The organism is Arthrobacter sp. zg-Y1110 (assembly GCF_025244865.1).
In the GTDB taxonomy this organism is placed as follows: domain Bacteria; phylum Actinomycetota; class Actinomycetes; order Actinomycetales; family Micrococcaceae; genus Arthrobacter_B.
On sequence record NZ_CP104272.1, the window covers coordinates 3,184,974 to 3,210,882 of the forward strand.

The following is a 25,909-nucleotide window of genomic DNA, read 5'->3' on the forward strand; positions in this document are numbered from 1 at the left end:
TTCTACTCAAGTCCGCGGTTCCGCCGCGCAAATCGCCGCTGCTCTGGCCCTGTCCGCTGCCGGGGGCGCAAACTGCTGCATATCCAACTGCCCTGGAAGGAACATCATGACTGAGGGAACCCGGAAGCGGATTGTCGTTGGCGTGGACGGCTCAGAGGAGTCTTTGGAGGCGCTGCGCATGGCTCGTCGACTGGCGGACCTGCTGGAATGCCGCATTGAGGCCATCACGGTGTGGGAGTTTCCGGCAATGCTGGCCACGCCGTTTCCCACCGCCGACTGGTCGCCGCGGGTGGAAGCCGAGCGGGGCCTGGCCGAGGCGGTGGAAGCGGCCTTCGAAGGGGCGGGAACTCCCGAGGATCTAACCCAGGCAGCCGTCGCCGGACAGACCGCCCGGGTGCTGATGGAAGCCAGCCGCGGGGCGGAGATGCTGGTGGTGGGCAACCGCGGACGCGGCGGTTTTGCGGGGCTGCTGCTTGGCTCGGTCAGCACCGCTGTGGCCTCGCATGCTTACTGCCCGGTGCTGATTGCCCGTCCCCACCGGGACTGAGGGCCGCCGGCGAACACATGTGGGGAGAGGCCGACGACGGCGGGTCGGGCCGGCGTCGCGCCGGCACCAGCCTCGCGCCTTGTGTACACCGGTTTCGGCCGGTTCCAGCCAGCATCGCCTGCGCAGAAGGCACGGAAGGCCCGGGACCGTCTCCTCGGGACCTTGCGCCCGGGGACCGGACCAGAACTACCGGTGAGCCGGAACCCGACGCAGCAGGATGCCGGCAGCCACGGCGGCCACCACCATGGTGACCAGACCGATCAGCGAGGTGATGTTGACGCCGGAGTCGAAGGCCATCTGCGCGGAATGCAGCAGCGCCGAGGCAGCATCTGCGGGCAGGTTATGGGCAGCCTCGACGGCGCCGCCCAGGGTTTCTCCGGCCGAAGCGGTCTGCTCCGGGGTCAGCCCGGCCGGGACCTGGACGCCGTTGCGGTAGGCCGCGGTGAGGATGCTGCCCAGGACGGCAGTGCCCAGGACGGATCCGATTTCGTAGGCGGTCTCGGAGATGGCCGAGGCGGATCCGGCACGGGACGGCGGAACGCTGGCCAGGATGAGGTCATTGGAAATGGTTTCCGCAGCCCCCACCCCGACGCCGAGCAGCAGGAACGCGATGATCAGCTGGAGCACGGTCACCGACTCCCCCGCAGCAAAGACCAGGGCATAGCCGGCTCCGTTGAAGAGCAGCCCGCCGGCCACCACAACCGCGGGGCGGACCCGCTTCACCAGGGGCACCACGGCCAGGCCGGTGATGATGGTGAGCACCAGTCCGGGAAGCATGGTCAGACCGGCTTCGATGGGCGTCTGTCCGACCACCAGCTGCAGGTGCTGGGAGAGGAAGAAGATGAAGCCCACCATGGCGAACAGGCTGAGCAGGTTCGCGGCGATGGAGCCGCTGAAGACCGGGTTCCGGAACAGCCGGACGTCGAGCATCGGCTTTTCACGCGAAAGCTGGCGGCGGACAAAGAAGAAGCCCAGCACAACGCCGGCGGCGATGAACGGCAGGCCGGCCGAGGCGCCGTCGTGCGCGAATTCCTTGATGCCGTAGGTGACCGAGAGCATGGCGCCCATGACCAGGACAACGCCGAGAATGTCGACGGCGCCGGGGCTGGGGTCCTTGGATTCGGGCAGCAGCATCGGGGCGAAAATCAGCAGCGGCAGCAGCACCGGGATGGACAGCAGGAACACCGAGCCCCACCAGAAGTGCTCGAGCAGCACGCCGCCCACGATCGGGCCGAGGGCCGCGCCGCCGGAGAAACCGGCCGCCCAGATGGCCACCGCGATCCGGCGCTGGGACGGGTCGGTGAAGATGTTGCGGATCAGCGACAGGGTGGCGGGCATCAGCATGGCACCGAACACGCCCATCAGGGCACGGGCCACGATCAGCAGTGCCGCGGAGGGCGCAAATGCGGCCACCAGGGAGAAGACGCCGAAGCCCACGCTGCCGATCATCAGCAGGCGGAGCCGGCCGATCCGGTCGCCGAGGCTACCCATGGGCACCAGCAGGCCGGCCAGGACCAGGGCGTAGACGTCCACGATCCACAACAGTTCGACGCCGGTCGGTGCCAGCGCCTGCGAGAGCGACGGGATGGCGAAGCTCAGGACGTTGTTGTCGATGGAGATGAGCAGAACGGGCAGCATCAGGACTGCGAGTCCCCACCATTCGCGCGTTCCTGCACGCGTAACTGCGGGTTTTTCCTGGACCGCCAGCACGGCTTCCTCCTTCAAGGTTGGTCTTTCACGGATTCTGGGCAGGGAAAACCCCACCGAAGTACTGTACCGTCTAGACTGTACGGTAGCCAAATTGCGGCTGTTTCGTCCGCTGATGGCGTAGCGTAAAAGCATGCCCAACACTCGTCCCGCCCGGGACCGCATCCTCGATGCCTATGAGGAGCTCCTCATCAACGAAGGCCCCCGCGGCGCTACCCTGGATGCCGTCGTCGCACGCGCCGAGGTTTCCAAAGGCGGCCTGCTGTATCACTTCAAGAACAAGGAAGCGATGGCCGGGGCCCTGATCGAAAAGCTCCGCGGCCTCGCCGCAGCGGACCTGCAGACAATGCGCGAGGATCCGGAAGGTCCGGCGCGTTATCTGGTCCGCAGCTCCGTGTACGTCGGCAGCGAGCTGGACCGGGCACTGATCGGCGTCGTCCGCCTGGCGCAGGCATCCGATCCCGTGGCCTCGGAACTGCTGCAGGACATCCACCGCAGCTGGTTCGACCTGGTCCATGACGAGGTGGGCGATCCGGGCATTGCCCGTGCCATCACCCTGCTGGCCGACGGGTTGTATTACAACGAGGGCCTGCCCGGCGGCTGGCCGCAGGCCACCCGTGACAGCCGCACGCATTCCGTCTCCGACCTGCTGGAAATCGTCGACGTCCTGAAATCCCACGCCCAGCAGGCGCAGACGTAACCTCCCGGCACGGAATTCCCCGCGGTTTGGGAAAAACCCTGCGGTTTGTGACAATCCCTGCGCCGCGCAGCGCAGGGATCCGGACAAAGTGCAGGGATCCGGACAAACCGAGGGCCCGACGCACGGCCAATCCCCGGCGTGGCAGCATGATTCACTGCTGTGCCGTCTGCCACAGTGGTGCCATGAATACAAGCACAGCTGACCTGTACGACGAACGCGGCGACGAGCTGGCCTCGGTATCCCTGCAGTTCCAGGACCTGGGCGGGCATGTGGGCTTCACCGGCCCCATCCGCACCGTCCGATGCCTGGAGGACAACGGCATCATCAAGTCCCTGCTGAACTCCCCCGGCGAGGGTGCGGTATTGGTGGTCGACGGCGCCGGGTCGCTGAACACCGCTTTGATGGGGGATCTGATCGCCGGGGCCGCCGTGGAGAACGGCTGGGCCGGCGTCGTTATCAACGGCGCTATCCGTGACCGCACCGCCGTCGCCAAGCTGCCGCTGGGCGTGAAGGCCCTGGGCTCGAATCCGCGCAAGAGCGCCAAGAACTCTGTCGGCGAGGTGGATGTGCCCGTAGAGTTCGGCGGCGTCACCTTCCGTCCCGGCGCAGCGCTCTACGCGGACGAGGACGGCATCCTCGTCGAACCCTAGGAGACCCAGATGGCCAACGTCCTGCTCTTCCACCACGCGCTCGGCCTGACCTCCGGCATGGATGCCTTCGCCGATGTCCTACGCGAAGCCGGCCATACGGTGACGGTCCCGGACCTCTATGACGGGCGTACCTTCACCAATCTGGAGGCCGGAGTGGCCTACGCGCAGGATATCGGCATGGACACCATCGAAGAGCTGGGCGTCAGCATTGCGAACCGGTTCCCCGCGGAAATGGTCTATATCGGCTTCTCACTCGGCGTGATCCCGGCCCAGCGGCTGGCGCAGACCCGCCCGGGAGCCCGCGGCGCGGTGCTGGTCAGCGCGTGCCTGCCACTGGGCACCTTCGGGGACACCTGGCCGGCCGGCGTCCCGGTGCAGATCCACGGCATGGACGCCGATGAGGAATTCGTGGACAGCGGGGACCTGGACGCCGCGGAGAACCTGGCCGCGTCCACGCCGGACGCCGACCTTTTCCTCTATATGGGTGCCTCGCACCTGTTCGCGGATATCAGCCAGCCGGATTACGACATGGACGCCGCGTTCACCCTCACCCGGTTGGTGCTCCAGCTGCTGGAGCGGGCGGACAACCCCGCTTAGGCGTTCCAGAGTCCGTAGGAGTCCGCCAGCGAGGAGATCTTCTGGGCGCGGGCCAGGCGCGGCAGGTAGGAGCCGTCGCCCACCACGGCACCGGCAGCGTGTGCTTCCAGCAGCTCGTGGGCCCAGGTGATTTCCGAGCCGCTCGGCGAGAGACCCTGGTTGATGAAGTCCGTAGCCTCGGGCATCAGGCACAGCTTGCCGGTCATGCCCATGCTCTGGGTGACCTTGCAGGCGTCCAGCAGCTTCTCGCCCAGCGCGCCGACCGTGGGACCGTCGATGGGGCCGGGCAGCTGGCCGACGCGGGAAGCGACCACGAGCTTGGAGCGGGCGTAGGCCAGGGCCATCGGATCGTCCGAGGCGCCGGTGTCGCGGCGGAAATCGCCGACGCCGAACGCAAGGCGGAACGTGCCCGGCGCGCTGGCGATGGCGGTGGCGTTTTCAATGCCGAGGGCCGATTCCACGAGGGCGAGCACCGGGGTGCCGGCCTGCAGCCGCATGGCCGTGTGGGTGACTTGCTCAGGCTTTTCGGTCATCGCGAGCATCACGCCGCGCAGGCCCGGGGCCTTGGAGAGGGCGGCGAGGTCATCGGCCCAGTACTCGGTTTCGATGCCGTTGACGCGCACCCAGGCGGTCATGCCGGTGGACAATGCCTCGACAACCCGTTCGCGGGCTTCGGCCTTGCCGCCGGCCGGAACGGCGTCTTCCATGTCGAAGACCACCGAATCGGCCTCGGACGCCAGCGCCGGTGCAAAGTTCGCTTCGTCTGCGGCGGATGCCAGCAGCCAGGAACGGGACAGTTTTGCGGGAAGGGCAGCGGCGCGGCTGTTTCGGAAGGGGGCCATACAGAAGACATTACTTTCAGGGTCGGCGGTTGCGTAAATGCGACGGGCGTCATGTGGGCACCGTCACGCAAACAGTCCGCCTACGCCTCGCCCCGCCGCAGCAGCCGGCCGGCCGGAGCGGCGGGGTCGACGTCGACGCCGGCCAGCAGCGTGCGGCGTACTACTCCGGTGAGCTGCTTCCCCGCGTAAGGCGTGACGGGATTCTTGTGCTGCAGGGCGGCAGGGTCCACGGTGAAGGTTTCCCCGGCCGCAAAGACGGCGAAGTCGGCGTCCTTGCCCGGAGCAATGCCGCCCTTCCGGTCCAGGCCGGCCAACGCTGCGGGCGCGGCGGACATCCAGTGCAGCACCCGCTCAAGCGGAATTCCCCGGGTGCGGGCTTCGGTCCAGATCAACGGCAGGCCCAGCTGCAGCGAGGACACCCCGCCCCAGGCCACGCCGAAGTCCCCGCGCACCAGGTCCTTCAGGTCCTGGGTGCTGGGCGAGTGGTCCGAGACAATGCAGTCGATGGTCCCGTCCGCCAGTCCGGCCCAGAGCTGTTCCCGGTTCACTTCCTCGCGGATGGGCGGGCAGCATTTGAACGCCGTGGCGCCGTCGGGAATCTCCTCGGCGGTCAGGGTCAGGTAGTGCGGGCAGGTCTCGGCGGTGAGGCGGACCCCGTCGTCCTTCGCCGCGCGGATCAGGGGCAGCGCCTCGGCGGAGGACAGGTGCAGGATGTGTGCCCGCGCTCCGGTGCGCCGTGCCGCCTCGATGACCTGTCCGACGGCGGTGTTTTCCGCTTCCGGCGGCCGCGAGGCCAGGAAGCCTGCGTACCGCGAACCGGCCGGAGTCTCCTGGATCTTGTCCGGGTCTTCGGCGTGGACGATCAGCAGGGCGTCGAAGGTTTTCAGCTCCGCGAGGACGGTTTCCATTTCCGCCGGTTCCAGATGCGGGAATTCGTCGACGCCGGAGTGGACCAGGAAGCATTTGAAGCCGAAGACGCCGGCGTCATGCAGGGGGCGCAGGTCCTTTTCGTTTCCGGGGACGGCTCCGCCCCAGAATCCGACGTCGACGGCGGACTGCGGCGCTGCGCAGGCCCGCTTGGTCTCCAGCGCCGCCACGTTCACGGTGGGCGGGATGCTGTTCAGCGGCATGTCGATCAGTGTGGTGACCCCGCCGGCCGCCGCCGCCCGGGTGGCCGATGCGAACCCCTCCCACTCGGTGCGGCCCGGCTCGTTCACGTGCACATGGGAGTCCACCAGTCCGGGCAGCAGCGTTTCATCCTCGGCAAGTTCCAGCAGCCGCTCCCCTTCCAGCCCGGTGCCCAGCGGGACGACGGCGGCAATCGAGCCGTTCCGCACGGCCACTTCCGCCGGAACAATTCCTTCCGGGGTCAGGACGGCCTGGCCGCGGATCACCAGGTCATAGCGGTCCGCCGCCGGCGTGGCGGCCCGCGCCTCCGACGGCGCCTCGGGGGCCTCCGCGGCGCGCGACGCTGACTCCGAGTCCGCCTCCGCGTCCAACCAGTCAAAGGCCCCGGAAACTGGTCCCGCGTATTCCAGCGACACCTCCCCCCGGTAGCCGCCGCTGCGGCTCGCCCGGACCCACTCCGCCAGGGGCAGGGCTCCGGTTCCGGGCGCACCGCGGCCGGGAGCATCGGCAATCTGGACGTGCCCGAACCGACCGGCGTCGGCGGCCACCAGCGCCTCGACGTCGTCGCCGTTCACCGCCAGATGGTAGAAATCGGCGAGCAGCGCCGTGTTGGCCGCCCCGGCGTCGTGCACCCGGTCCAGCACCGCGAACACGTCCGCCGCTGTTTTCAGGGGATAGTCCGGGGCGCCGCTGAGCGGTTCCAGGAGCACGGTTCCCCCGAAGGGCGCGACGGCGCGGGCCGCCTCCAGCAGGTTCCGCGTGGCTTCGGCGTCCTGCTCCTCGGGGCTGAAGCGGGGATTGCGGTTGCCGTAGAGGGCGTTGAACAGCCGGCAGCCCAGCCGTTCCCCGATTCCCGCCACCACCTGCACGTTGGCCCGGAAATCCGCTCCCCGGTGCGGCAGGGAGAGCAGTCCGCGTTCGCCCGCGGGCATTGTCCCGGCGTCGAAGTTCAAAGCCCCCAGGCGCACCCCGGCGTCGCGGATGGCTGCCTCGAACTCGGCCACCTGTGCCTGCGGCGGGACCGGTTCGGGAAACGGCCACCAGAATTCCACGGTGTCGAAGCCCGCGGCGCGCGCGGCGGCCGGACGTTCCAGCAGGGGAAGTTCGGTGAACAGGATGGAGCAGTTCACCGAGTATCCGGAGCGGGCGCCGTCGTGCATCACCGGCCTCCCAGCAGGACCTGGCGGTTCACGTCCTTATATAGGAGGTAGCGGAAGTTCGAGGGGCCGCCGGCGTAACAGGCCTGCGGGCAGAACGCGCGCAGGGACAGGTAATCGCCTTCCTCCACCTCCACCCAGTCCTGGTTGAGCCGGTACACCGCCTTGCCCTCGAGCACGTACAGCCCGTGCTCCATCACATGGGTTTCGGCGAAGGGAATCACGGCACCGGGTTCAAAGGTCACCACGTTCACGTGCATGTCATAGGCGACGTCCTCCACCGGGATCATCCGGGTGGTGCGCCATTTGTTGTCCGTGCCGGGCATCGGCGTCGGCGCGATGTCCGCCTCGTTGCCGAACAGCGGCGCCGGAGTATGCCCGACCAGCGGCTGGTAGGCCTTGCGGATCCACGCGAATTTCACCGTTTCCTGCCCCTCGTTGAACGCTCCCCACAGCGTTTCCGGCGGCAGGTAGGCGAACCCGCCCGGAGTCAGCTCATGGTCCCGGCCCAGGCGGCGGACGGTCAGGGTGCCCTCGAGGACGAAAATGAAGGACTGCACTTCAAGCTCCGGCTCGGGGGCGCGGGAGCCGCCGCCCGGGGCCACCTCCATCAGGTACTGGGCGAAGGTGGTCGCCCCGCCGGCGACCGGCCGGTTGAGGATCCAGGCACGGGTATCGGTCCATTCGGGCAGCACGCTGACCACGATGTCCCGCAGCACGCCGCGGGGAATCACGGTGTAGGCCTCGGTGACCACGGCCCGTCCGGTGAGCAGATCGGTCTGTGCGGGCAGGCCGCCCTCGGGGGCGTAGTAGCGGGGCGTGTTCACTATCGGACCTTTTCTTCGGGTGCGGAGGCGGTGGTGGTGGGCCGGGCAGCGCGGGGGTGGGCGGCTGGATGGGCGAGGGCGGCAAGTTCGACGCCGGTGAGCCCGGTGTCCCGCGCAACCTCGGCTTCGGTGAGTGCTCCGCACAGCAGCCCGCGGGAGACAAACCGGGCCAGCGCACGGGCCGTGGCCGGTTCGTCGAGCACGCTGCCGCCGCGTTTCTGCACGTAATTGCGCAGGCGCACCGCGGCGGCGTCGAACCCCTCCCGGTAGAAGGCATAGGTGGCCAGGAAGCGGGTGGGCAGCTGCGCCGGATGCAGGTCCCAGCCCTGGTAAAAGCCGCGTTCCAGGGATCGGCGCACCAGCCGGGCGTGCAGCTGCCAGGCCGAGAGGATCTCGGCGGGTGTACCCAGCGGCAGGATGTTGGTGGAGCCGTCGGAGAGCCGGACGCCGGTGCCGGCGGCGGCTACCTGCATCACGGCCTTGGCGTAGTCCGCGGCCGGATGCTCCATGGACTGGTAGGCGGCGGCGATCTGTACTGAATCGGAATAGTCGTAGGTGCCGTAGTGCAGGGCCGAAACCCGGCCCTTGGCCCGGTGGATCAGCTGCGCGGCGGGCACGGTGCCGTTGGCGGCCAGGATCAGCTGTGGGGTTTCCAGCTGGACCTCGAACCGGAGCCGGCCTTCGGGCAGCCCGTGGGCGTCCTCCAGCAGTTCGCAGACGTAGACCATGGCTTCGACCTGTTCCACGGTGGAGACCTTGGGCAGGGTCAGCACCAGTCCGTCCGGCAGCGGCCCGGCTGCCAGCAGGCCGGCCAGGAACAGGTCCAGGGTGCGGACGCCGCGGGCGCGGGTGGCAGCTTCGAAGGACTTGAACCGGATGCCGACAAACGGCGGGGCGGTTCCGGCCGCGACCGCCCCGGCCACGGCGGCGGCTGCCTGCCGGGCATGGCCGTCCTCTTCGTCGTCGGGCCGGATACCGTAGCCGTCCTCGAAGTCGAGGCGTAGGTCCTCGATCGGTTCGGTGCGCAGTTTCGCCTCGACCAGCGGGACGACGGCGGCGGCCGTTCCGGCGTCGATCCCCAGTTGCTCCGCCAGCCCGGCGAGGCTGCCGTGCTCCGCCACCGCGGCCAGTCCCTCTGCACCCCAGCTTCCGGGGAGGGCGGGCACGCAGCGGTCCGCCGGGATGTAGACGGTGTGCACGGGCTGGCGGCTGCCGTCGTCGCCGGGGTAGGCGGCGGCCAGCAGCCGGTCGGTGTCTGCGAGGACGGCGTCCAGCCGGGCTCTGTGCTCGGCGCCGAGGACGGGTTCGGGCGTAAGGGGTGGTGTCACGGTGATCCTAATGGGGTTCGGTTCCGGTGGTGGTCAGCGGGATTTCCTGTCCGTCGGCGTCCAGCAGCTTGCCGTCCTGCACATGGTCGCCTTCCTTCAGCGCCGCCAGGTTCTCGACCCGCACAATCCGGTCGGCGCCTTCGGCGAAGACGGAGGGGTCCTTCGGGTTTCCCGAGCGGATGTGGTTGAACAGGATGTTCATCAGGATGGCCATAACGGCGGCGGAGCTGATGCCGGAGTGGAAAATGGTGCCGAACCAGGTGGGGAACCGGTCGTAGAAGGTGGGGGCGGCAATCGGGATCATGCCGAAGCCGATGGACGTGGCAACAATGACAAAGTTCATGTTGTCCCGGTAGTCCACCTTGGCCAGGGTGCGGATACCGCTGGCCGCCACCGTGCCGAACAGGACAATTCCGGCGCCGCCGAGCACCGGCGTCGGCACGGCTGCCACTACCCGCCCAAGGATCGGCAACAGGCCAAGGATGACCAGGATCAATCCGCCGGCGCTGACCACAAATCGGCTCTTGACCCCGGTGATGGCCACCAGGCCCACGTTCTGGGCGAAGGCGCTCTGCGTGAAGGAGTTGAAGACCGGGGACAGGGCGCTGGAAAGCATGTCGGCCCGCAGGCCGTTGCCGATCCGCTTGGCGTCCACCTTGGTGTCCACAATCTCGCCCACGGCAATGATGTCCGCGGTGGTTTCGGTGAGGGTCACCAGGATGACGATCACCATGGAAATGATGGCCGCCGCCTCGAAGGTGGGCAGCCCGAAGGCGAAGGGCTGCGGGAACGCGAACACGGGGCCGGTGCCCACCCCGGAGAAATCGGCCTTGCCGGTGACGAGTGCGAAGACCGTGCCCAGGACAATGGCAATGAGGATGGACAGCCGGGAAATGGCGGAGCTGCCCAGTTTGCTCAGCAGCAGCACCAGCAGCAGGGTCAGCCCGGCCAGCCCGATGTTGGAGACGCTGCCGTAGTCCGGGGCGGCGCTGCTGCCGCCCATGGCCCAGTTGGCCGCCACGGGCATCAGGGTCAGTCCGATGGTGGTGATGACGACGCCGGTGACCACCGGCGGGAAGAAGCGGATCACCCTGGCGAACACCGGGGTAATCAGCAGCCCGATCAAGGACGCGACGATCACGGCGCCGAAGACGGACTGCAGCCCGCCGCCGCCGTCGAGAATGGCGGTCATGGTCGCCACCCCGGCGAAGGACACACCCTGGACCAGGGGCAGCTGGGAGCCGAAGAACGGGATGCCGACGGTCTGCAGCAGGGTGGCCAGCCCGCCGACAAACAGGCAGGCGGCCACCAGCATGCCGACGTCGGTGGGATCCAGGCCGGCGGCGGTGCCGACAATCAGCGGCGGGGCGATGATCCCGCCGTACATGGTCAGCACGTGCTGGAAGCCGTACGCGAACGTGCTGCCCAGCGGCAGCCGCGCGTCCTCGGGGCGGGCGGCGGCCCGAGCCGGCGCGGCGCGGTGTGCGCGGCTCATCAGCAGAACCCGCCCACGGTGTCCCAGACCGGCGCATCCGGGTCCGTGCCCTCGCGCAGCACGGACGCCTCGATCAGCCCGTAGGGCCGGTCCGCGGCGAAGAAGACTTCGTTGGGGTTGTCCAGCCCGAAGGGTGACAGGTCCACCAGGAAGTGGTGGTTGTTTGGCAGGGAGAGACGCACTTCCACGATTTCCGGGTGGGCAGCGATCACGGCTTTGCCCATTTCATACATGGTCTGCTGCAGGGCCAGGGAGTGCGTGGCGGCGAAGGCGTCCAGGAGCAGGGTCCGCGCGGAGGCGTAGAGGGCGTTGAAATCCAGGGCGGCCAGGTCCGTCTCCGGGGCATAGCGCCATTTGGCCGTGACATCTGTGGCGAGGATCCGGTCCGTGGTTTCGGCGAGGGTGGTGTAGCGGTCCCGCGGGAAACCGTGGAACTCCGAGCCGGTGGATTTAAGCACCGTCAGGCCGCTGATCCCCGAAACCAGGTGCTGGTGCCCGGCTTCGGACAGCAGGAGGGCGGTGCGGATTTCGGATTTGTCCTTGGCGAAGGCGTGGTCATGGTCGCTGATCCGGTTCCAGAAGTACTGCTCCGCGGCCCAGCGTCCACCGGTGACCCATTCGAACCCGCCCGTGAAGTGCTGTTCCAGGCGCAGCAGGAACGCTTCGGGCGAGCCGACGCCGTCGCGGGCGAAGGCGTAGATGGTGTTCTTCTGCGTGTCGGTGGCCACCACGGAGGAGTTGTCCCCCTGCGTGTGGGCGGCCTCGAAGTCGCCGTGCAGCTGGGAGGTGACGCTGAGGTCCTCGAGCTGGTGCCGGGCGGTGTCGCGGGTGACCTTCACCAGCCGGACCTCGGCCTTGCCGTATTGATTGCGGCCGAGCACGATCTTCGATTCGGGGCCAGCGGTGGCGGTGTTGGCCCCCGCGGGGGCGTGCGTTGCTTCGGTCATGGCTCAGCTTCCTCGGTAGGTGGAGTAGGCAAACGGGCTCAGCAGCAGCGGCACGTGGTAGTGCTGGCCCGGGTCGGTGAGGCTAAAGGTCAGGGAGACGCTGGGGAAAAAGGTGTCCGTTCCGGCGGCGGCAAAGTAGTCGCCGGTGGCGAAGTCGATCCGGTACGTGCCCGGCTCCAATTCCGCCGGGCCGAGGCTGCCGATCCTGCCGTCCCCGTCCGTGGTTCCCTCCCCCACCCGCTTCTCGCCGCCGTCGTGCAGGGCCCAGAGGGAGGCGGCGACGCCGGCGGCGGGCCTGCCGACGGCGGTGTCCAGGATGTGGGTGGTGACGTGGCTGCGGGTCATGCGTTCAACAGTCCTTCGAGTCGGAGGATGGCGATGTCGCGCAGCTGGGCTGCAATGACGGGGAGTTCTTCGGCGTCGGTGTTCTGCAGCCGTTCTTCGAGGACGGCCAGGATTTCCTCCGCGCTGCGGCCGGCGGCGCGGATGAGGAAGACGCGGCCGAACCGGTCTTCGTACGCCCGGTTGCCGGCCTGCAGCCGGTCCTGGATCCCCTCGAGCCCGCTCACGGACGCCTGCTCGCTGCGGGAGAAGCGGGCTTCAGTGCCGGTGCCGTCGGCGCGGTCACCGATGCGCGGGTGGTGGGCCAGGGCGGCGTCGATCTCTGCCTGGGTGAAATCCGGGGCAGCCAGTTCGGCGAAACTCAGGAGCTCCCCGGGCGTGGTGAACGGTCGGGCGGCAGCTACCTCGTTGCACCAGCGGGGAATGTCCACGCAGGGCCGCAGCATCGCTTCGGCATCCGGCCGGGACGCGGCGTTGAAGGCGGCAAGGAAATCCGCTGCTTCTGGAGGCGTGTTTTCTGGGGGCACGGGTGTCAGCTTTCAGTCAGAGCTCATCCGCCGCCGGCGCTGGACACCCTTGACCATCGGCGACGCCGACTTGATTCGATGTTCCGGAACGGAATTTATATTTGGGACAGTCTGTGCGCCCCCGCAGTATCTGTCAAGGAACTGCCCGTTATTAAATCCGTAGTATTACCGCAGCTTAATTTGTGCACTGTTCCGCAGGCACTTCCCGTCCGGCGGGCCGGCTTCCACAATGACTTCCATGGACGCCTCCGTTGAACGGAAGGCAGGCCGCCGGCAGGCCCCGACCGGGCTCGGCCGCGCCTGTCTATGGACGGCGTGCGCCGCCGGCCTGCTGCACGCCGGCTTCAGCCTCTACTGGGCCCTGGGCGGCCGCTGGCTCCTGGACACCGTGGGCCAGTGGGCCGTGTCCGCAGAGGCATCCTTGCGGACCGGGCTGCTGCTGGGAGCCGTGGCCGCGTTCAAGGCGGCGGCCGCACTGATTCCGACGGCAGCGGCGTACGGCCGGCTGCCGGAGCCGCGCCTCTTGCGGACGCTGAGCTGGATCGGTGCCGTGGTGCTGGTGCTGTACGGGGGTGCGAACACGGTGGTCAGCAATGCCGTGCTGGCGGGGCTGATCCGACCGGACACCGGATACGACCGCACGGCGACGATCGGGCACGCCTGGCTCTGGGACCCGCTGTTCCTGCTGTGGGGCCTAGCCCTGCTCGGCTATCTCGTGCTGTCCCGTGCCGTCCCGCGCCGGACGGGATAACCGCCGGGAACGCGCCCGCTGAGGGAGAACACGCCATTTCCGGCGGGGTATCCCGCCGGAAAGAACCGCGTGGTACGCTTCCCTGCAATTACCGGAGCCCTGAGGGATTTGAACCGGATTTGCAGTGCCGGAAAAAACATTCTTTTGCGGCCCGCAGTTACAAAGTAATGCGCTTTTGAAATGTTTCATTGTTTTGCGGACTTAAGGCCCCTGCCCGTTCTATCCCGCAGGGGGAACTCACCGCTTTGGTTGCTGGGCTAGCCGGTGGCGGTTGCCGCCGGGTTGCCGGAGGGTAGGCCGCAGTGCTGGACATGTTGGAGGAGTTGGCCGCCGCCATGGCCGAGGGGATTCCCTGCGCCGCGGCGACCATCGTCCGCGCCTCCGGCTCCGTTCCCCGGCCGGTCGGCACCACCATGCTGGTCAGCGGCACCGGGGTGGTTTCCGGTTCCCTTTCGGGCGGCTGCGTGGAGGCCGCCGTCGTCGCCGCGGCCGAGGAGGTCCTCGCTGACGGCCGCCCGCGGTTCGAGTCCTTCGGCTACAGCGACTCCGATGCGTTCGCCGTCGGTTTGAGCTGCGGCGGCACCCTGGACGTCTTCATCTCCCCGGTTTTCCCCGGCACGGTTCCTGTCGTTCCGTCGCCCGGCGCGCCCTGCGCACTGCTCCGGCGGATCGACGACGGCGCGGCTTCCGTTCCGTTGCTGATCGGGGACCCGGCAGAGGCAACGCCTGCAGGTCTGCTTTCCGCCCACGGCCCCGACCTGGCCGCGATGCTGGGCATCGACCCGGCGCGTGCGGCCGCCCGCCTCGCTCCGCTGCTGGCGGCCGGCCGCACCGGCGTCGTCGAACTGGGAGAGTTTGGCGGGCCGGAGTGCGACGGCGGCAGCGCCGTCCTGCTCCTGGAGTCCAGGCTGGCACCGCCGCGGCTGGTGCTGATCGGGTCCAACGACTTTTCCGCCGCCCTTGCCCGGCAGGGACGGATGCTCGGCTACCACGTGACCATCTGCGACGCGCGGCCTGCGTTCACCGTGCCGGAGCGGTTTCCCGACGCCCACGAGGTGCATGTGCAATGGCCAGACGCGTACCTGCGCGGGGAGGCGTCGGCCGGGCGGCTGGATGCCCGCACCGTGGTGTGCGTGCTCAGCCACGACGCCAGGTTCGACGTCCCGGTCCTGGCCGAGGCCCTGCGCCTAGAGCTGGCCTTTGTCGGGGCAATGGGTTCCCGCCGGACCCACGACGCGCGGCTGGCCGCCCTGCGCGCAGCCGGGGTGGCCGGCCCCGAGTTGGCGAAGCTGCACTCCCCCATCGGGCTCGACATCGGCGCCGCCACCCCCGAGGAGACCGCAGTATCTGTTTTCGCGGAGATCGTGGCCGCCCGGTCCGGAGCCGCAGCCAGCGGACAACCGCTGCGCGATGTTTCCGGACCCATCCATCCGACCAACCGGCTCCGCGCCAGCTGAGGAATCCCCATGGACCTGCCCACCGTTTCCGAGCTGATCCGCACCGCGGACCCGCAGCACTGGCGTCCCGGAGACGCCTGGCTCGCGGGCGGCACCGTGCTGTTCTCGTACGGCAGTGAAACCCTGCAGCGGCTGCTGGATGTCACGGCCGCCGGCTGGGAACCGCTGGTGGTGAACGACGTCGGACTCGAGATCGCCGCCACCTGCACCATCGCCGAACTGTATGCCTTCCCGGACGCCGCCGCACCCGGACTGCGGCAGGCCTGGCCGGCACTGGATCTGGTGCAGCCGTGCTGCGACTCCTTCGTGGCCTCCTTCAAGGTCTGGAACGTGTCCACCGTGGGCGGGAACATCTGCACCGGCCTGCCCGCCGGGCCCATGACGTCGCTGACCGCGGCGCTGGACGGCGTCGCCCTGATCCACTCCCCCGACGGCACTTCCCGCCGGGTGCCGGTGGCCGAACTCGTGACCGGCGACGGGCGTACCGCGCTGGCGCCGGGCGAACTGCTGCGCAGCATCTCGCTCCCCGCCGCCGCGCTGCGAGCGCGCACTGCGTTCCGGCGGCTCTCGCTGACCAATCTGGGCCGGTCCGGGGTGCTGCTGATCGGATGTGTCGACGAGGACAGCGGCTTTGTCCTGACCGTCACTGCGGCGACGAAACGTCCGGTCCAGCTTCGTTTTTCCGCGGTGCCGGACGGCGCCGAGCTGCGGGCCGGGCTGGAGGATGCGATTGATGCCGGGCTTTGGCACGACGACGTGCATGGGCTGCCCGAATGGCGGCAGGACATGACCTACCGGCTGGCGGAGGACATCCGCGCCGAACTTGCCGTGCCCGTATCCCCTTCCGCACCCGTGACCGCACCCGAGGACGGTTCCCTGTGACCTACCGGATCAACAACGCCGAGGTGGAGGCCCACCCCTTCCCCGGCCAGTGCCTGCGCACCTTCCTCCGCGAACAGGGCAACCTGGGCGTCAAAAAGGGCTGCGACGCCGGCGACTGCGGCGCGTGCACCGTGCATGTGGACGGCAAACCAGTGCACAGCTGCATCTACCCCGCGGTCCGGGCCGAGGGCCGGGAGATCACCACCATCGAGGGCTTGGCTGACACGGCGGGACGGGCCGACGTCGAGGGACTGGCCGACGGCGCGGGGCGGGCCGACGGCGATGCCCTGCATCCGATGCAGCAGCAGTTCCTGGACGCTCAGGGCTTCCAATGCGGGTTCTGCACCGCCGGCATGGTGATGACCGCCGTGACCTTCGACGAGCAGCAGAAGGAGAACCTGCCCCGGAACCTCAAGGGCAACCTCTGCCGCTGCACCGGCTACCGGAGCATCGAAGATGCCGTCTGCGGGCACCGGCACACTGAAACCAGCACCGCCGGCACCGATCCATCCCCCGGCGGAGCGACCCCCGCGCAGACCGGCGACGGCGCGAGCCTCTCCTCTCCGGCCCACGGCATTGGCGGAACGCAGACCGGCGGCGCCCGGACAGTCGGCGCCAACGTCGCCGCTCCGGCCGGGCCGGACATCGTCACCGGCCGCGCCCGCTACACCCTGGATGTCCCGGCAAAGGACCTGCCCGGGCTGCTGCATCTGAAGATCCTGCGCTCCCCGCACGCACATGCCCGGATCCTGTCTATTGATGCGAGCGCCGCCCTGGCCGTGCCCGGCGTCGAAGCGGTGCTCACCCACGAGGACGCCCCGGACCAGCTGTTCTCCACCGCCCAGCACGAACTGCACACCGACGATCCCGACGACACCCGGGTCCTGGACAGCGTCGTCAGGTTCCGCGGCCAGCGGGTGGCCGCCGTCGTCGCCGACACCGTGGGCGCTGCGGCCGAAGGCGTGCGTGCACTGAAGGTCGAGTATGAGCTGCTGCCCGCGGTGCTGGATCCCGAGGCGGCCCTGGCACCCGGAGCTCCGGAAGTCCATCCCGGTACCGCCGGGAACGTCGTGGCGGAACTGCACTCCGAGGTCGGCGACGTTGCCGCCGGACTCGCTGCGGCCGACGTCGTGCACGAAAACACCTACTACAGCCAGCGCCTGCAGCACGTCGCCCTGGAGACCCATGCATCGATCGCGTACTTCGACGAACTGGGCCGGCTGGTGGTGCGGACCTCCACGCAGGTGCCATTCCTTGTCCGGCGGGCGCTGTGCCGGGTGTTCGGGCTGAAGCTAGCGTCGGTGCGCGTGCTCGCCGGCCGGGTGGGCGGCGGGTTCGGCGGCAAGCAGGAAATGATCACCGAGGACCTTGCCGCGCTGGCCGCACTGAAGCTGAACCGGCCGGTGCAGCTGGAACTGACCCGCGAGGAGCAGTTCACCGCCACCACCACCCGGCACCCCTTCGCCGTGAAGGTCCGGGCCGGGGCCACCGCGGACGGCACCCTGACCGCGCTGGCCCTGGACGTCACCGCCAACACCGGCGCCTACGGCAACCACGCCCCCGGCGTGATGTTCCACGGCTGCGGGGAATCCGTGGCCGTCTACCGGTGCGCCAACAAGAAGGTGGACGCCCGCTCGGTCTACACCAACACACTGCCCTCCGGGGCGTTCCGCGGCTACGGCCTGAGCCAGATGATCTACGCGATCGAGTCCGCCATGGACGAACTCGCCCGGGGGCTGGGGATGGATCCGCTGGACTTCCGCCGCCGCAACGTGGTGGCGCAGGGTGACCGCATGGTCTCCACCTCCCCCGAACCTGCCGAAGACGTGCATTACGGCAGCTACGGCCTGGACCAGTGCCTGGAGCTGGTTTCCGGTGCGCTGGCTGCGGGGCGGGAGCAGCCGGAGACCTCCGGGGCGGAGCTTGTTTCAGCCGCGTCGTCCGGGGCGGCCGGGGCGGCCGACGACGGCGGGTGGCTGATCGGTGAGGGCAGCGCCGTCGCCATGATCGACACCGTGCCGCCGCGCGGGCACATCAGCCACGCGAAGATTTCCCTGCGTGAGGACGGCCGGTACGGGCTCGACGTCGGCACCGCCGAGTTCGGTAACGGCACCACCACCGTGCACGCACAGCTGGCCTCCACTGCGCTGCACACCACCGCGGACCGGGTGGTGATCCGGCAATCGGACACCGATCTGGTGGACCACGACACCGGCGCATACGGCTCCACCGGCACCGTGGTCGCGGGCAAGGCGTCACTGGCCGCAGCGGAGGAACTGGCCACCCTGCTCAAGGGCTTCGCCGCGTCCCTGTTTAGCTCCACCTCGGCGCAGGTGCAGCTGCTGGCGGATGCCGTGGAGGGCGGCGGCGAGCGGATACCGCTGGCCGACGTCGCCGTCCGGGCACGTGAGGAAGGCATCGACCTGTCCGCGGAGGGCCGGTGGGGCGGCACCCCGCGGTCGGTCGCCTTCAACGTGCAGGGCTTCCGGGTGGCGGTGCATGCCGGGACCGGGGAGATCCGGATCCTGCAGAGCGTGCACGCGGCGGACGCCGGCGTCGTCGTGAATCCGATGCAGTGCCGCGGCCAGATCGAGGGCGGCATTGCCCAGGCCCTCGGGGCGGCATTGTTCGAGGAAGTGCGCATTGACGCCGAGGGCACGGTGGAAACCCAGATCCTGCGCGAGTACCACGTCCCCACATTCGCCGACGTGCCACGGACGGAGATCTTCTTCGCCGAGACGGACGATTCGCTGGGACCGATGGGCGCCAAGTCCATGAGCGAAAGCCCGTTCAACCCCGTGGCGCCGGCGCTGGCCAATGCGCTGAGGGATGCCACCGGAATCCGGTTCGCCCGGACGCCGTTCGCCCGGGACCGGGTGTATCTGGGGCTGCGGGCTGCGCGGGTTCTGGCCGGGGTTCCGGCGGAACTTCCGGCCGGACCGGAGGCTGCGCCAGCTTCTGCGGTGTAGGGCGGCTGGTTCTGCCACACGCCTTCCCGTTCCGACTGGTTTCCCGCCCGGCTGCCCGCCCATTTCGCGCCGGTTTGTGCTTTTCCCCTCCAGTTTGGGAAATCCCTCCGCTGCGCCGTGGCAGGGATTTCCCGAACCGGCAGAGTTTTCCCGAACTGGAAGGGTTTGCGTCGTCCGGAGGCTCCGGCTGAGCGGGAGGCCGCGCTGATCCGGAGGCTCCGGCTGAGCGGGAGGTTGCGGCTGAGCGGGGGGATCCGTCTCCGACGGTGCAGCCGGGCGTCTGTATCCCGGAACTCAGGTGCGAAACCCTGCGGTTTGTGCGATTTCCCTGCGGTTTGTCCGGATCCCTACGGTTTGTCGGGATTCCTGCGCCGCGCGCGGCAGGATTTGTCACAAACCGAGGGGTTTTACGAAGCGGAGGAGTTTTTGTGTCCTGCAGCCGGAAATCAGGTGCGAACCCCTGCGATCTGTCCGATTCCCTGCGGTTTGTCGGGATTCCTGCGCCGCGCGCGGCAGGATGTGTCACAAACCGAGGGGTTTTCCCGAACCGGAGGAGTTTTGCGTCCTGCGGCGGGGTGCGCCGTGGGCTAACCGGCCGCTGAGCCCCGAAGGGTCCGCAGCACCCCGCCGATCCTCCTCCGAACGTCCCCGGGCAGGGGCCGCAGCGGGGCGGGCAGGTTCTCCACCGGCAGCAGGCCAAGCTCTGCCGCCAACGCGGAGGTCACGCGCAGGCTGCCGAAATCCCGGAACAACTCCCAGACCGGTGCCAGCTGTGCCGACAAACGCAGGGCAGTCTCGGCATCCCCGGCCTGAGCGGCGCGTGTGATGGCGAGCGCCAGGTCCGGCAGGGTGCCGCCCAGCACGCTGAACCACACGTCCGCGCCGGCGAGCAGGGCCGGGGCGGCAAACTCGTCGCCGCTGACCCCCAGGGCCACCCCGTCCGGCAGCGCGGCCCGCACCTCACGGATCCGCCGGTCCGCTTCGTCCACCGGCCGGGGCGGAATCTTCACGGCCTCCACCTGCGGAAGGGCGCCTAGCCGGGCATAGAACTCGTCCGTGAACGTGAACCGGGTGGTGGTCGGATTGTCATAGATGCAGATGGGCACCGAGCTGGCGGCGGAGACGGCCTCGAACAGGCTGGCCACCTCGTCCTCGGTCAGCGGCTGGTAGGACACCGGCGCGAGCAGCAGGCCGGCGGCACCGGCGTTCTGGGCATCCTCCGCTCCGCGCAGGACATCAGTGGTCCGCAGCGCTCCGATCCCCACAATCACCGGCACCGCCCCGGCTGCCTGCACCGCGGCCGCTGCCACCCGGCGTCGTTCCTCCCGGGACAGGTAGGCGTAACTGCCGGTGGATCCCAAGGCGCCGATGGAATCCACCCCGGCCTCCACCGCACGGTGGACCAGGGCGGCAAACAGGTCCAGATCGACGGTGTCATTGATGACAGGTGTCAGGGGAAAGGCGGACAGACCTGTGAACACGGGAGCTCGTTTCAACGTGGGGAAGCCGACCGGTCCAGCACATCATGTGTGCGCACCGCCGCGGCGTTGGCACGCCGATGTCCGGCCGGCCCGGCCAGCACCAGGGTGGCAAGGACCATTGCCGCGCCCAAGCATTGGCCGGGACTGAGGACCTGCCCGGCGAGCAGCCAGCCGGCGGCTGCCGCGACCACCGGGCTAAGCAGTCCGAGCAGTGCGGTGCTTGAGGCGGGCAGCCGGTGCAGGCCGCGGAACCAGAGGTAGTAGGCCAACGCCGTGCCGGTCACGCCGAGGTAGGCGTACCCGGCCAGGTTGACGCCGGTCAGTGCGGGCGGCGGACCCTCCACCAGCAGGGCCACCGGCAGCAGGAACAACCCGCCGGCGACCAGCTGCCAGGATGTGGCCGCCAGCAGCGTATCCGGGGTGCCCCACTTCTTCGTCAGGACCACCCCGGCCGCCATCGCCACTGCTCCTCCGAGCGCGGCGGCCACACCCAGCGCATCAAGCCGCGCCTGAGCCTGCAGCACCAGCAGCCCGACGCCGGCCAGCCCGGCCACGCCTGCCGCCAACTTCCGTCCGGTCAGCCGTTCGCCGATCCACCGCGAAGCAAACAGCGCGACCAGCAGCGGCTGCACCGCACCCACGGTGGCAGCGACGCCGCCGGGCAGCCGGTAGGCGGCCACGAACAGCAGGGCGAAGAACAGTCCGATGTTCAGCACCCCTAATACCGCCGAGCGCCACCACCAACTGCCGCGGGGCAACCGCCGGACCAGCAGGAGCAGCAGCAGGCCCGCGGGCAGCGAGCGCAGCAGGGCGGCCAGCAGCGGCCGGTCCGGCGGCAGCAGCTCTGCGGCCACGATGTAGGTGGTGCCCCAGACGATCGGCGCCAGGGCCGTCGTCGCTGTCAGAGTTATCGATTTGCTAAGCACTTAGCTAATATAGCTAAGTGCTTAGTTAATTGCTAGGGTGCATTTCATGAGCGATCACGTGGACAGGGTTCTCCGGCAGTGGGCAGCGGAACGGCCGGATTTGGATGTCTCCCCCATGGCCGTGGTCGGCCGGCTGTCCCGGGTGGCCCGCCGGTTCGATGAACAGCTGGCTGCAACCTTCGCAAAACACGGCCTGGATGCGGCCTCCTTCGACGTGCTGGCCACGCTGCGCCGTTCCGGCCCGCCCTACACACTCAGCCCCAAGGACCTCTCCGCAGGGTCCATGGTCACCTCCAGCGCCATAGCGCAGCGGTTGAACCGATTGGAGGCGCAGGGATACGTCCTGCGCTCCCCCAGTTCCGCGGACCGGCGCGGCAAGCAGGTGACCCTGACCGACGCCGGCCGGGCCGCCGTCGACGCCGCCCTTCCGGACCATGTGGCCACCGAACACCGTCTGTTGGACGTCCTGGACGGCGGCGAGCGGGAGGCGCTGGCAGCACTGCTGGCCAAGCTCGACAACTGATTGTTTGTCCTCCGCTTGCGGGTCGGCTGCGAATCCCTGCGGTTTGTCTGTATCCCCGCGGTTTGTCCGGATCCCTGCGCTGCGCCGCGCAGGGATTGCCACAAACCGCAGGGTTTTCCCCAAACCGCAGGGGAATACGGCCCGGATTCCATGCCTCCGGACACCCAGTTAGGCGGCAGGTGTGGAACCCCTGCCCGGGAAGCTCAGCACGGGCCGCTTCCAGGCCACCCACGCGCTGAGGACGCCAAAGGACGAGCAACCGAAGTAAAAGACCTCGGGCGGTATCCCGACAAGTCCAATGCCGCTGTTGCCCCCAACCATCAGGAACATGCCGGAAAGCGGGAGGGACATCAGCGGGATAAGGACAAGGCAGGCCCAGGGGCGCACCTTGTGCCCGGCAGCAGCAAGAACCGCGCCAAGAACCACCAGTTCCAGGGACCACCATGCCAACCGCTGGTCATTGATGAGGTAGGGGCCGCCCCAGAAGGTGCGCTGGGCTCCCCCGCCCTGCAGATAGCTGGTGAGGGTGAGGAAAGCACCAAGTGCCGGCGCGCCGATGAGTACAACGTTTCGGAGCAGCGGGGTCCCGATAGGGTCACCACACAACGCCAGCAGACCCGCTACGGCAAAGAGGGCAAACACCAGCGGATGCACCGGGATGGGTGGATCCGTGACGCCGAGGATGACCGCCAGGGCGATGCTTGCAGCCACGGAAGCCAGCTGCAGGAATATGGCAGTAGTGCGCCGTCCGGCTGCCCGGGCTCCGAATGCCACGAGGGTCAGGACAAAAACGATCGCTGCGGGAGTTGTGAACGCTCCGAACGGATGATCCACCAGATTGTAGCTATTCCAGCGGAACCACCGCCCCAACTCGCCGAGAACCATCATCACCAGCGCGAGAGCGGTACCTGAGATGGCCCCGATGGCAGCCATCCGGTCCCGACGGCGGCTCGGCAGAACCTGATTCACACGTGCAAGGGTTCCGTGCAACGCCAACTGCAGCAGCTCCGGTCGGGTTGCCTCCCCTCTCCCTTCGCTGGCGGCGACGTCGAGCAGCACCCCCAGAAACTCCTCGCCGTGCCGGGCGCGCCAGTCGACAGGGTAGGCCCGCAGCGCCCGTCGGTACTGCTCCTCCATTGCAGCTGCTTCGCTCATGCCAGTGCCCCCTTGGTCCTGATGCGCAGGCTTTGCCGCGCGGCATCTGCGGCGGCCTCCATCCGGTCGGCCTCCCTTTTCAATGCGTCGGCCCCGTTATCCGTCAGTGCGTAGTACCGGCGAAGCCGTCCGGCCACCACTTCCTCGCCTGCGTCCTGCACCAGACCCTCCTCCTGAAGGCGGTCCAGCGTCGTATAGAGGCTGCCGGGCTTGAGCGACACCCTTCCACCGGAAAGCTTCTTGGTCTCCGTCAGCAGGGAATAGCCGTGATGCCTACCCCTGGCTAAGGCAGTCAGGATCAGGAAGGTCGGTTCGCGCATCTCTCGTGTGCTCATGGAAGCAATATATGTATATGACATGAGTATGGCAAGGACTTTCAGCCGCGCTCACAACCCGGCAAATCCGGATCCCATAGCCCAGGCAGCACTGAAACAACCGTGACTTAACCGTTATATTCATTTCTTCCCTATATTCAGTTTTTCTGACTATCGTTCAGGGCATGAGCAAGCATGAGATGCGCGAACCGACCTTCCTGGTCCTCTCGGCCCTGGCTGACGGACCCAAGCACGGCTACGCCCTGATCGCCGAGACAAAGGACCTCTCCGGCGGCCGGGTGAAGCTGCAGCCCGGCACCCTCTACGGGGTGCTGGACCGGCTGCGGGAAGACGGGTTGGTGGAGATTTCCGGCGAGGACGTGGTGGACGGCCGAGCCCGCCGCTACTACCGGATTACCGACGGCGGCGCCGCCACCCTCGCCAAGGAAGCGGACCGTCTGGCAGCCAACGCCCGGCAGGCCATGTCGAAGCTGCGACTGCGTGCAGCGCAGGCCGGAGCATGAACGGCGGAGCCTCCAAACTGGAGGCCACCTACACCCGGGCGCTTGTAGCCTACCCGCGCCGCTGGCGCCGGGAGCAGGGCGAGGAACTGATCGGCGTACTGCTCTACGTCGCCCGTTCCGAGCACCGCACCAAGGCCACCCCGGCCGAACTGCTCAACCTCGTAGGCAACGGCCTGGCTACCCGCGGCCTGGAACTGCTTGGCAGCGTGGGCCGGCGGCGACGCAACGGCATCGCCTTCACCGCCACCGTGCTGGCCACCTACCTTGCGCTCACCCTGACACTGCTGGGCGAATGGGGTCCGTGGGTCCGGCCGGGCACGCTGCGCTGGCGGCCCACGGGCGAGGGGTTCGGTGAGGCGTTCCTGGCCGCGGGACCGTTCACGACGGCGGCCGCGGCGGTTTACCTGGCACTGCTCGCCGGATTCGTTGCTGCGCTGGCCGGCCGGCACTCCCTGCGCCGGACACTGCATCTCAGCGCGGCAGTGACAGCTCCGCTGATTCCCCTCTCCGGCGCCGTCGCGGGAATCCTCGCACCGCCGCTCACTCCCATGCTCGTGCTCAGCGGCCTGGCGCTGCTGGCCCTCATCGGCAACCCCGCGGCCAGCGCTTCCCGCCGCGTCCTGCTGGGGGCCGTCACGGCCGGTGTCTCGTTGTCGGGTCTGTGGCTGGCCGTCAGCCGGTTGTCCGGCGGCGCTGCCCTGTTCTTCTACGACGCGGCGAGCGTGCTTGCCGTTGATGCCCGGTCCCTGACACTGGCAGCGGCGGCGCTGATGCTGGCCGTCGGAATGGTCCTGGTCAGCGGAAGCCGGATGATCCCCTGGACTGCTGGCCTGGCCGTGGCATCGACGCCGTTGCTGGTCCGGCTCTGGTCCGGAGGTTCCCTCGAAACCTGGCTTGCCGCCTCGGGCTTACCTGGCCCAGTTACCGCCCACTGGGAATGGGCGTTCCTCGGATTGGCCTTGGCCACGGCAGCACTGACCGCCGCGGACCGGCAGATCCGGTCCCGGCGGCTCCGAACCGCCTGACCTGCACCCCTCAGCTCCCTGCACCACCCGCCCCACCAGCACTGCCTGCTCCACCTGATTACTGCTGTCGTTCTACGGACATGCTCCCGATGAGCTGGTCCGGCACCGCACCCTGGATCCAGTCTCGAAAGGCACACCATGAACCGCAACCGACTCTCCCTCGCTGCGCCCGCACCGGCCTCCGACCCCGCCGCACCGGCCCGGCGTCGTCGTTATCTTGCCGGCCTCGGGGTCATCGCCCTCGGAGCCGCCGCTCTCGCCGGCTGTGCCGCCGATTCCGCCCTGGCACCGGTTTCGGAGTCCTCGGCCGACCCGTTCGAAATCTATTTGGCCGAAGATATGGACGCCATCCACCTTGCCCAGGACACCCTCCGCTTCCAGTGCTACGCGGACAACGGCTATCCCGAATACGAGGCGTTCATCCCGGAGGAACCGGCAGTGCAGTGGCGCGCTGATCTGCTGGACCAGCTCACCGTTGATGACGCGTTCTTCGAAAGCGTGCAGGACGCTACGGCCCGCGGGCTCCGCGGTGAACAGTTCGGCCCGTCACCGGCCAAGGTCTTTGTGCATGACGACGCCTTCGAGGCAGTATCCGAAGCCTGCAACACGAAAGCCTGGGCTGCACTGGGAGAGAACGCCGAGCAGAGCCTGATCGACTACAACCGGCTCAGCAGCAAACTGGCCGGCGGCCTGGCCGACCGGACATTTGAGGCCCTGGCACCCCTCCAGCAGGAAGTGGTCCAGTGCCTGATCGACGCCGGGGATCCGGTGACGCCGGCGTCCGGCGAGCTGTACGGCTTCACATCGGACGTCGAGCTCGGTACGGCCGTGGAATACCCCGAACGCAGCGGCCCGAAGCAGGCCTCCGGCGTGGAAATCATTCCCGCCGACGTCGAAATCACGTACGCACCCACTCCCGCCGAAGCTGCCCTGGCCATGAAGTACTACAACTGCTCCCTGGAAACGGGCGTGCGGGATGAATTCGACGCACTAATCCTTGAGACCAAGAAAGAGGTTGTCGCCGAGCACGCAGCCGAGCTGGAGAAATCCAACCCCCGGATCGCCGAGCTTGCCGCCGCCGCACGGGAACTCACGGTCCGCTAACCCG

General features: G+C 68.5%; 25 protein-coding genes and 1 pseudogene. 12 read left to right on the top strand and 14 right to left on the bottom strand.

Going from position 1 to position 25,909, the window contains the following annotated elements; genetic code table 11:
- The first annotated feature begins 106 nt into the window (after positions 1 to 106).
- Entirely contained in the window at positions 107 to 547 is a 441-nt protein-coding gene (locus N2K99_RS14895) for a universal stress protein (RefSeq protein ID WP_227919533.1), read from the top strand.
- Positions 548 to 733: 186 nt separating this feature from the next.
- Here the strand turns inward: N2K99_RS14895 and N2K99_RS14900 are convergent, their stop codons facing one another.
- On the bottom strand, positions 734 to 2,272 hold the full coding sequence (locus tag N2K99_RS14900; protein WP_374200021.1) for an MFS transporter: 1,539 nt from the start codon (positions 2,270 to 2,272) through the stop codon (positions 734 to 736).
- A gap of 115 nt (positions 2,273 to 2,387) precedes the next feature.
- On the opposite strand from N2K99_RS14900, the gene N2K99_RS14905 reads away from it, so the two are divergent.
- The 3 genes from N2K99_RS14905 to N2K99_RS14915 all read left to right on the top strand — a co-directional run bounded on the left by N2K99_RS14905 (position 2,388) and on the right by N2K99_RS14915 (position 4,201).
- Entirely contained in the window at positions 2,388 to 2,954 is a 567-nt protein-coding gene (locus N2K99_RS14905; protein WP_227919535.1) for a TetR/AcrR family transcriptional regulator, read from the top strand.
- Positions 2,955 to 3,136: 182 nt separating this feature from the next.
- On the top strand, positions 3,137 to 3,604 hold the full coding sequence (gene rraA / locus N2K99_RS14910) for a ribonuclease E activity regulator RraA (RefSeq protein WP_227919537.1): 468 nt from the start codon (positions 3,137 to 3,139) through the stop codon (positions 3,602 to 3,604).
- Between the two features lie 9 nt (positions 3,605 to 3,613).
- Positions 3,614 to 4,201 carry a dienelactone hydrolase family protein gene (locus tag N2K99_RS14915; protein WP_227932854.1) on the top strand — a complete coding sequence of 196 codons (588 nt, stop codon included), beginning with the start codon at positions 3,614 to 3,616 and terminating at the stop codon, positions 4,199 to 4,201.
- On the opposite strand, the gene N2K99_RS14920 is transcribed toward N2K99_RS14915, so the two are convergent.
- The 9 genes and pseudogenes from N2K99_RS14920 to uraD all read right to left on the bottom strand — a co-directional run bounded on the left by N2K99_RS14920 (position 4,198) and on the right by uraD (position 12,794).
- Positions 4,198 to 5,043, bottom strand: coding sequence for a CoA ester lyase (locus N2K99_RS14920; protein WP_227919561.1), 846 nt, complete (start codon positions 5,041 to 5,043; stop codon positions 4,198 to 4,200). The genes N2K99_RS14915 and N2K99_RS14920 overlap by 4 nt on opposite strands.
- A gap of 80 nt (positions 5,044 to 5,123) precedes the next feature.
- On the bottom strand, positions 5,124 to 6,440 hold the full coding sequence (allB, locus tag N2K99_RS14925; protein WP_227932947.1) for an allantoinase AllB: 1,317 nt from the start codon (positions 6,438 to 6,440) through the stop codon (positions 5,124 to 5,126).
- A 102-nt stretch (positions 6,441 to 6,542) separates the two neighbouring features.
- A pseudogene (locus tag N2K99_RS14930) lies at positions 6,543 to 7,331 on the bottom strand (hydroxypyruvate isomerase family protein); the annotation flags it as partial.
- Positions 7,331 to 8,155: a bifunctional allantoicase/(S)-ureidoglycine aminohydrolase gene (locus N2K99_RS14935; RefSeq protein WP_227932853.1), complete on the bottom strand. Its 825-nt coding sequence runs from the start codon at positions 8,153 to 8,155 to the stop codon at positions 7,331 to 7,333. The pseudogene N2K99_RS14930 and the gene N2K99_RS14935, both read right to left, overlap by 1 nt.
- The gene (locus tag N2K99_RS14940) at positions 8,155 to 9,483 is read right to left on the bottom strand and encodes a DUF6986 family protein (protein WP_227932852.1); all 1,329 of its coding nucleotides are present in this window, start codon (positions 9,481 to 9,483) and stop codon (positions 8,155 to 8,157) included. The genes N2K99_RS14935 and N2K99_RS14940 overlap by 1 nt, the downstream gene beginning before the upstream one ends.
- A 7-nt stretch (positions 9,484 to 9,490) precedes the next feature.
- A complete protein-coding gene (locus N2K99_RS14945) occupies positions 9,491 to 10,978 on the bottom strand; it encodes a nucleobase:cation symporter-2 family protein (RefSeq protein WP_227919570.1) in 1,488 nt (495 codons plus the stop codon).
- Positions 10,978 to 11,925 carry a factor-independent urate hydroxylase gene (gene pucL / locus N2K99_RS14950; protein WP_227932851.1) on the bottom strand — a complete coding sequence of 316 codons (948 nt, stop codon included), beginning with the start codon at positions 11,923 to 11,925 and terminating at the stop codon, positions 10,978 to 10,980. Before pucL ends, N2K99_RS14945 begins: the two co-directional genes overlap by 1 nt.
- Before the next feature lie 3 nt (positions 11,926 to 11,928).
- Positions 11,929 to 12,270: a hydroxyisourate hydrolase gene (gene uraH, locus N2K99_RS14955; protein ID WP_227932850.1), complete on the bottom strand. Its 342-nt coding sequence runs from the start codon at positions 12,268 to 12,270 to the stop codon at positions 11,929 to 11,931.
- Complete coding sequence (gene uraD / locus N2K99_RS14960; protein ID WP_227932849.1) at positions 12,267 to 12,794, bottom strand: 2-oxo-4-hydroxy-4-carboxy-5-ureidoimidazoline decarboxylase; 528 nt, start codon at positions 12,792 to 12,794, stop codon at positions 12,267 to 12,269. The genes uraH and uraD overlap by 4 nt, the downstream gene beginning before the upstream one ends.
- A gap of 238 nt (positions 12,795 to 13,032) precedes the next feature.
- Between uraD and N2K99_RS14965 the strand changes: the two genes are divergently transcribed.
- The 4 genes from N2K99_RS14965 to N2K99_RS14980 all read left to right on the top strand — a co-directional run bounded on the left by N2K99_RS14965 (position 13,033) and on the right by N2K99_RS14980 (position 18,853).
- On the top strand, positions 13,033 to 13,545 hold the full coding sequence (locus N2K99_RS14965; protein ID WP_227932848.1) for a DUF3995 domain-containing protein: 513 nt from the start codon (positions 13,033 to 13,035) through the stop codon (positions 13,543 to 13,545).
- 311 nt (positions 13,546 to 13,856) lie between these two features.
- The gene (locus N2K99_RS14970) at positions 13,857 to 15,002 is read left to right on the top strand and encodes an XdhC family protein (protein ID WP_227932946.1); all 1,146 of its coding nucleotides are present in this window, start codon (positions 13,857 to 13,859) and stop codon (positions 15,000 to 15,002) included.
- Between the two features lie 9 nt (positions 15,003 to 15,011).
- The gene (locus N2K99_RS14975) at positions 15,012 to 15,884 is read left to right on the top strand and encodes a xanthine dehydrogenase family protein subunit M (RefSeq protein WP_227932847.1); all 873 of its coding nucleotides are present in this window, start codon (positions 15,012 to 15,014) and stop codon (positions 15,882 to 15,884) included.
- Positions 15,881 to 18,853 (top strand): molybdopterin-dependent oxidoreductase, encoded by a 2,973-nt coding sequence (locus tag N2K99_RS14980; RefSeq protein ID WP_227932846.1) that lies wholly within the window; start codon positions 15,881 to 15,883, stop codon positions 18,851 to 18,853. Before N2K99_RS14975 ends, N2K99_RS14980 begins: the two co-directional genes overlap by 4 nt.
- Positions 18,854 to 19,440: 587 nt before the next feature.
- Here N2K99_RS14980 and N2K99_RS14985 read toward each other — a convergent pair.
- Positions 19,441 to 20,334 (bottom strand): dihydrodipicolinate synthase family protein, encoded by an 894-nt coding sequence (locus N2K99_RS14985; protein WP_227932845.1) that lies wholly within the window; start codon positions 20,332 to 20,334, stop codon positions 19,441 to 19,443.
- A gap of 11 nt (positions 20,335 to 20,345) precedes the next feature.
- The gene (locus tag N2K99_RS14990; RefSeq protein WP_227919591.1) at positions 20,346 to 21,260 is read right to left on the bottom strand and encodes an EamA family transporter; all 915 of its coding nucleotides are present in this window, start codon (positions 21,258 to 21,260) and stop codon (positions 20,346 to 20,348) included.
- A gap of 46 nt (positions 21,261 to 21,306) precedes the next feature.
- Here N2K99_RS14990 and N2K99_RS14995 point away from each other — a divergent pair, with 46 nt between their 5' ends.
- Positions 21,307 to 21,783 carry a MarR family winged helix-turn-helix transcriptional regulator gene (locus N2K99_RS14995; RefSeq protein WP_227919593.1) on the top strand — a complete coding sequence of 159 codons (477 nt, stop codon included), beginning with the start codon at positions 21,307 to 21,309 and terminating at the stop codon, positions 21,781 to 21,783.
- A gap of 168 nt (positions 21,784 to 21,951) precedes the next feature.
- On the opposite strand, the gene N2K99_RS15000 is transcribed toward N2K99_RS14995, so the two are convergent.
- Both N2K99_RS15000 and N2K99_RS15005 read right to left on the bottom strand, forming a co-directional pair.
- Entirely contained in the window at positions 21,952 to 22,938 is a 987-nt protein-coding gene (locus N2K99_RS15000) for a hypothetical protein (RefSeq protein WP_227919596.1), read from the bottom strand.
- Positions 22,935 to 23,273: a PadR family transcriptional regulator gene (locus tag N2K99_RS15005; RefSeq protein ID WP_227919598.1), complete on the bottom strand. Its 339-nt coding sequence runs from the start codon at positions 23,271 to 23,273 to the stop codon at positions 22,935 to 22,937. The genes N2K99_RS15000 and N2K99_RS15005 overlap by 4 nt, the downstream gene beginning before the upstream one ends.
- Positions 23,274 to 23,437: 164 nt before the next feature.
- On the opposite strand from N2K99_RS15005, the gene N2K99_RS15010 reads away from it, so the two are divergent.
- The 3 genes from N2K99_RS15010 to N2K99_RS15020 all read left to right on the top strand — a co-directional run bounded on the left by N2K99_RS15010 (position 23,438) and on the right by N2K99_RS15020 (position 25,905).
- Complete coding sequence (locus N2K99_RS15010; RefSeq protein WP_227919600.1) at positions 23,438 to 23,776, top strand: PadR family transcriptional regulator; 339 nt, start codon at positions 23,438 to 23,440, stop codon at positions 23,774 to 23,776.
- Positions 23,773 to 24,801, top strand: coding sequence for a hypothetical protein (locus N2K99_RS15015; protein ID WP_227919602.1), 1,029 nt, complete (start codon positions 23,773 to 23,775; stop codon positions 24,799 to 24,801). Before N2K99_RS15010 ends, N2K99_RS15015 begins: the two co-directional genes overlap by 4 nt.
- 138 nt (positions 24,802 to 24,939) lie before the next feature.
- Positions 24,940 to 25,905 (top strand): hypothetical protein, encoded by a 966-nt coding sequence (locus tag N2K99_RS15020; RefSeq protein WP_227932844.1) that lies wholly within the window; start codon positions 24,940 to 24,942, stop codon positions 25,903 to 25,905.
- The last annotated feature ends 4 nt before the right edge of the window (positions 25,906 to 25,909 follow it).

What these genes read in the sequence shown, in the direction of transcription:
- N2K99_RS14895 (WP_227919533.1), top strand. Translation starts at nt 107, where the DNA reads ATGACTGAGGGAACCCGGAAGCGGATTGTCGTTGGCGTGGACGGCTCA.
- N2K99_RS14905 (WP_227919535.1), top strand. Translation starts at nt 2,388, where the DNA reads ATGCCCAACACTCGTCCCGCCCGGGACCGCATCCTCGATGCCTATGAG.
- rraA (WP_227919537.1), top strand. Translation starts at nt 3,137, where the DNA reads ATGAATACAAGCACAGCTGACCTGTACGACGAACGCGGCGACGAGCTG.
- N2K99_RS14915 (WP_227932854.1), top strand. Translation starts at nt 3,614, where the DNA reads ATGGCCAACGTCCTGCTCTTCCACCACGCGCTCGGCCTGACCTCCGGC.
- N2K99_RS14920 (WP_227919561.1), bottom strand. Translation starts at nt 5,043, where the DNA reads ATGGCCCCCTTCCGAAACAGCCGCGCCGCTGCCCTTCCCGCAAAACTG.
- N2K99_RS14945 (WP_227919570.1), bottom strand. Translation starts at nt 10,978, where the DNA reads ATGAGCCGCGCACACCGCGCCGCGCCGGCTCGGGCCGCCGCCCGCCCC.
- pucL (WP_227932851.1), bottom strand. Translation starts at nt 11,925, where the DNA reads ATGACCGAAGCAACGCACGCCCCCGCGGGGGCCAACACCGCCACCGCT.
- uraH (WP_227932850.1), bottom strand. Translation starts at nt 12,270, where the DNA reads ATGACCCGCAGCCACGTCACCACCCACATCCTGGACACCGCCGTCGGC.
- N2K99_RS14965 (WP_227932848.1), top strand. Translation starts at nt 13,033, where the DNA reads ATGGACGCCTCCGTTGAACGGAAGGCAGGCCGCCGGCAGGCCCCGACC.
- N2K99_RS14970 (WP_227932946.1), top strand. Translation starts at nt 13,857, where the DNA reads ATGTTGGAGGAGTTGGCCGCCGCCATGGCCGAGGGGATTCCCTGCGCC.
- N2K99_RS14975 (WP_227932847.1), top strand. Translation starts at nt 15,012, where the DNA reads ATGGACCTGCCCACCGTTTCCGAGCTGATCCGCACCGCGGACCCGCAG.
- N2K99_RS14995 (WP_227919593.1), top strand. Translation starts at nt 21,307, where the DNA reads ATGAGCGATCACGTGGACAGGGTTCTCCGGCAGTGGGCAGCGGAACGG.
- N2K99_RS15000 (WP_227919596.1), bottom strand. Translation starts at nt 22,938, where the DNA reads ATGAGCGAAGCAGCTGCAATGGAGGAGCAGTACCGACGGGCGCTGCGG.
- N2K99_RS15005 (WP_227919598.1), bottom strand. Translation starts at nt 23,273, where the DNA reads ATGAGCACACGAGAGATGCGCGAACCGACCTTCCTGATCCTGACTGCC.
- N2K99_RS15010 (WP_227919600.1), top strand. Translation starts at nt 23,438, where the DNA reads ATGAGCAAGCATGAGATGCGCGAACCGACCTTCCTGGTCCTCTCGGCC.
- N2K99_RS15015 (WP_227919602.1), top strand. Translation starts at nt 23,773, where the DNA reads ATGAACGGCGGAGCCTCCAAACTGGAGGCCACCTACACCCGGGCGCTT.
- N2K99_RS15020 (WP_227932844.1), top strand. Translation starts at nt 24,940, where the DNA reads ATGAACCGCAACCGACTCTCCCTCGCTGCGCCCGCACCGGCCTCCGAC.